At 58.2% G+C, this 4,428-nt stretch carries 4 protein-coding genes; 2 read left to right on the top strand and 2 right to left on the bottom strand.

Annotation, left to right across the window (positions count from 1 at the left end; all coding sequences use genetic code 11):
• Nucleotides 1-16: 16 nt before the first annotated feature.
• Together E1297_RS03975 and E1297_RS03970 are read right to left on the bottom strand one after the other, a co-directional pair.
• A complete protein-coding gene (locus E1297_RS03975) occupies nt 17-541 on the bottom strand; it encodes a ferric reductase-like transmembrane domain-containing protein (protein ID WP_155134188.1) in 525 nt (174 codons plus the stop codon).
• Between the two features lie 26 nt (nt 542-567).
• Complete coding sequence (locus E1297_RS03970; RefSeq protein ID WP_155134185.1) at nt 568-1,065, bottom strand: twin-arginine translocation pathway signal; 498 nt, start codon at nt 1,063-1,065, stop codon at nt 568-570.
• A 247-nt stretch (nt 1,066-1,312) separates the two neighbouring features.
• On the opposite strand from E1297_RS03970, the gene E1297_RS03965 reads away from it, so the two are divergent.
• Together E1297_RS03965 and E1297_RS03960 are read left to right on the top strand one after the other, a co-directional pair.
• Nucleotides 1,313-2,488: a VWA domain-containing protein gene (locus tag E1297_RS03965; RefSeq protein ID WP_155134182.1), complete on the top strand. Its 1,176-nt coding sequence runs from the start codon at nt 1,313-1,315 to the stop codon at nt 2,486-2,488.
• Nucleotides 2,489-2,516: 28 nt separating this feature from the next.
• Nucleotides 2,517-3,644 (top strand): hypothetical protein, encoded by a 1,128-nt coding sequence (locus E1297_RS03960; RefSeq protein WP_155134179.1) that lies wholly within the window; start codon nt 2,517-2,519, stop codon nt 3,642-3,644.
• Nucleotides 3,645-4,428: the final 784 nt, after the last annotated feature.

The raw sequence follows: 4,428 nt of genomic DNA, 5'->3' as shown, positions 1-4,428 counted from the left end.
AAATGTGCGAAAAATTTTATACGTTATCTTCCATCGCGCCCTCGATCTGAACCGCATGGATCACGGTCGCAACAACGATCACGATGGCCAGCGCATTGTGCAACAGACGCCAGATCGTATAGCGTAGCCCGAGTTTCTGCCTCATAATGGCCAATACTGCGGTCACAATGACCGCAAGAAGGGCCGCGACCCCATAGATAGAAAAAGGGGTTGGCGAAACCAGAAGCAAGGCGTCGAGCGTATCCTGCGGGCTTGCGATATACAGCCCGCCGACATGCAAGAGGACGCCGAAGACAACAATCGCGCCAATCCGTCTATGCCATCTGCGCGCGATAGAACTCCGGACACCGGGAAGCAAGCGCCCCGCCAGAAGCGGCTGAACCACCAACAGCGAGAGGACAACGATGCCTGCAAATCCTCCGGTGATGTAAAAAACGTCCCGATAAGCCAGATACGGACTCGTGGCCGCAAGTCCCACCGGACCTGCCATGACCACAGCGAGTACGGTCCATATAGCGATGGCAGCGAGACGCAGGTTCACGGATGGCACGAAGCGGTTTGTGCAGCTCAGGCCGGGGCCAGGACGAAATGGGCACTCACCGATGTATCACGCGCACTCGGCATGACCGGTCTTAAAAACACGGTTCTGTAGGCGCCGTCATCATAGGCCAGATGCGCATGGGGCTGACCGAAATTGGGAACGATCTGCTCGGTTTCCAGCCGGAAAGTGCCGTCTGAAGCGGTCAGAACGCTGCCGTGATTGCGCGGCTCGCGCTCGCCGCCAAGGGTGGTTGCCGCCCAGATTTGAATGCGCACGCCCGGCAAGGGCGCCCCGTCGCCCGCCCTGCGCACCGTGCCATTGACCCAGAAGCCCGATCCCAACCGGTCCACCATCGGCGCGTTGGGACGATAATTGTTGCTGCCGCCGCGCATGGTCGGTGTCGGGGCAAGTCCGCTGCTCGCCTGTGCAGGCGCGATCAGACCCAACGGGCCCTGACTGGCCGCAACAGACACAAGTCCGGCGGCAATCAAAAACGAACGGCGGTTGTAAAAAGGGGCTTCCATGGCGGTTTTCCTTGGGTTGAGTGCAACGTCGCAAGCGCTCGATGCCCCATGTTCACTCCGGTCTTCGCATATTACAGGAGGGTCACTTTCGGGAAAACGCAGGCCTCGGGAACAATTGCGTGATCATTTTTGAGGAGCCTCCGCGTCTTTCGGCCAGATTGACTTGGCAGGGACCGTCAACCAAGACTATCCTTCACGTTCTTGATGCCTGACGAGGCACCCAACCTGCACCCGGCCTTTTAAAGACATGTTCATTTCCTTTTTTACCGAGCTCAAATCCGCTGGCGTTCCCGTCTCCTTGCGCGAGTATCTGACACTGATGCAGGCGCTGGAGCAGGATCTGGCCGAAAAGCGGGTCGAGGATTTTTATTACCTGGCCCGCACCGCGCTGGTGAAGGACGAAAGCAATCTCGACAAGTTCGACCGGGTGTTCGGTCATGTGTTCAAGGGGCTGGATCTGCTCAGCGAAGCGCCCTCCGGAGAGATCCCGGACGAATGGCTGCGCAAGCTTGCCGAAAAACACCTGACGGAAGAGGAAAAGGCGCGGATCGAGGCGCTTGGCGGCTTTGACAAGCTAATGGAGACCCTGCGCGAGCGCCTGAAAGAACAGGAAAAGCGGCATCAGGGCGGCAACCGGTGGATCGGCACGGCAGGCACGTCTCCATTCGGGGCTTATGGCTACAATCCCGAGGGCGTGCGGATAGGCCAGAAGGAAAGCCGCCACCGGCGCGCGGTCAAGGTCTGGGACAAGCGCGAATTCAAGGATCTGGACGACACCCAGCAGCTTGGCAGCCGCAACATTCAGGTTGCGCTGAAACGTTTGCGCCAATTCGCCCGCACAGGGGCGGCTGATGAACTGGATCTCGACGACACGATCAAGTCCACGGCCCACAAGGGGCTGCTCGACATCAAGATGCGGCCCGAGCGGCACAATGCGGTCAAGGTGCTGTTGTTCTTCGACATCGGCGGCTCCATGGACGATCATATCCGCGTTTGCGAGGAGTTGTTCTCGGCCGCCCGCACCGAATTCAAGGTCATGGAGCATTTCTACTTCCACAACTGCCTTTACGAGTATGTCTGGAAGGACAACCGGCGGCGCCATTCCGAACGGATCGCGACCTATGACGTGCTTCACAAATACGCGTCCGACTACAAGATAGTGTTTGTCGGCGACGCCTCCATGAGCCCTTACGAGATCGCCTATCCGGGGGGCTCGAACGAGCACTGGAACGACGAAGCGGGCGCCACCTGGATGCGGCGGATCACGGACCTCTACACGAACGCGGTGTGGCTCAACCCGGTCCCGCAGAAATACTGGGGCCACACCCATTCGATTGAGATGATCCAGAAACTCATGGACGGGCGCATGTTCCCCCTGACTGTCGAGGGACTGACCGGCGCGATGAAGGAACTTGCCCGCTGATGTGAACCGAAAAGCATGGGAGACAGAAATGACAGGCCGGAGCACCGAACCGACGTCCGATCCCGGTCCCGTCCCCCGTGCAACCACAACCGGCATGATCGGAGCCGGGTTCTACGATGAGAACTCCGCGCCGCAATGGTCGGCAATTGCGGCAGTCCTTCCCTGGATCGATCAGGCCGTAGCCACCATGGATCTGAAAGCCTCAGGCGGACCGGTCAGCATTGCCGACTATGGATGTTCCGAAGGCGGGAACTCGCTCAAGGTCATGGCTCACGCACTGAAGGCCTTGCGGCGGCACAGCCAGGCGGATGTGCGCAGGCTCTTCAGCGACCTGCCGACCAACGATTACACGAGCCTGCTCAAAGCACTGGGCACTGAGGGCGGGCAGAACTCCGGTGATCCTAGCGTGTTTTCCGCAATCGTCCCCGGATCAATGTACAGCCAGCTTTGCCCGGCCGGAAGTCTCGACTTTGCGTCCACATTCAACGCGATCGGCTTTCTGTCCAGACGGCCGCTGGCGCAGCTTGAAGATTATCTGCTGCCGAACGGCCCCAGCAAAATCAGAAACCATGGCTTTGTCAGCGAGGAAGACCGCAAGACTTTCGCAAGACAGGCCGAGGCGGATGTAACGAGTTTTCTGAAAGCCCGCGCAGCCGAATTGAAGCCAAGGGGCAAACTCCTGATGCAGGTCTTTGGCGCCGGAAAATCCTTCCGCACCTGCGACGGCATTTACGACCTCCTGAATGACGCCGTACTGGATTTCGTGCAAGCGGGAGACATCCGTCAAGACACCTATGCAGCCTATTACCAGCCAGTCTATTTCCGTACCGTCGATGAACTGATCGCTCCCTTGACCAACAACAGCGACGGTTTGGCTGCCCTCTATGAGCTTGAGCGTTCGGAGTTATATGAAGTGCCCGTGCCCTTTGTGGAGGCCTACAAGGAGACGGACGACCTTGAGACCTACAGCGAAGCATATGTCCGCTTTTTCCGGGCCTTCACGCAAGCACCGCTCAAAGCCGCCTTGAACACACTCCCTGCGCATGAGGCTCTGGTTGACAGGATTTTCAAGAGGGCGGTGGAGCGCCTGAAAGCCAACCCAGAGCATTATCCGTTCCGGTATGTGGCCGTTGCCGCACTTCTGAGCCGGAAATGAGAGGCTGAAGCTGGCGGATGAAAACGGTCCGGCCGCTATCACATGACATCGCACGGCAGTCGGCTCTGCAAGATCAAGGTCATGAGACCTGGTGTATTGCCTCATGGGTTTTGACACCGGGTCAATCACTCCGGCCGAGGCCGGGCCATGAATTCAAGCGCGAAAGGGCAATACCTTGTGAGCTGCTCAATCTGAAGCGTTCTTTCTCAGGGAAGGCCTCTCAAGGCATGATGTGCCTCGAGAGGCCTCCTTGCGATTTTGGAATAAGGACTTGAGTGTCTGGGGCGCTGCGCGCCGCCAAGCGGTTTGATATTCAGCCCCTCTCAGCGAACCAAGCCTTGCCGCTGCCTTGTTGCTCGTCGCGGCTGACGCGACCGCAGATCCGTGACGGATCGGTAAATTGAAAGCTCTCTCCCTGCAATTACATAAAGTTCAGGGTTATTCGGGTGGTGCTTCGGAGTGAATGGAAGAGAGATCATGAAAGTCATTCGTGTTATCGCGCTCACACTGGCTGTTGCCTTGGCGGCAGTGCCGGTCACAACTTCGATTGCCTCTGCCTCGGCAAATTCCAGCCCGGTCAGTACCTGACAGCCTTCGCCCTGAAAGGAAAATGATCATGAAAGGCGTTAGGGCAACAGCTCTGGCGATGGCCGTGGTGTCAGCTGCCTTGCCGGTTACGAGCACTTCCGCTCCGGCAGCAACTGCTATTGATGCGGCAGGTTTCTGAGATGCCCTTCTGCATTCCGTGTTTTAACCCGTCAGTCTTCTCCGGCTGACGGGTTTT

The sequence above is a fragment of the Roseibium sp. RKSG952 genome (genome assembly GCF_009711355.1).
The sequence above is the reverse complement of the archived record's forward strand: the minus strand, read 5'-3'. Positions and strand labels throughout refer to the sequence as shown.

Coding starts and splice junctions, on each gene's coding strand:
- E1297_RS03970 (WP_155134185.1), bottom strand. CDS start 1,065: ATGGAAGCCCCTTTTTACAACCGCCGTTCGTTTTTGATTGCCGCCGGA.
- E1297_RS03965 (WP_155134182.1), top strand. CDS start 1,313: ATGTTCATTTCCTTTTTTACCGAGCTCAAATCCGCTGGCGTTCCCGTC.
- E1297_RS03960 (WP_155134179.1), top strand. CDS start 2,517: ATGACAGGCCGGAGCACCGAACCGACGTCCGATCCCGGTCCCGTCCCC.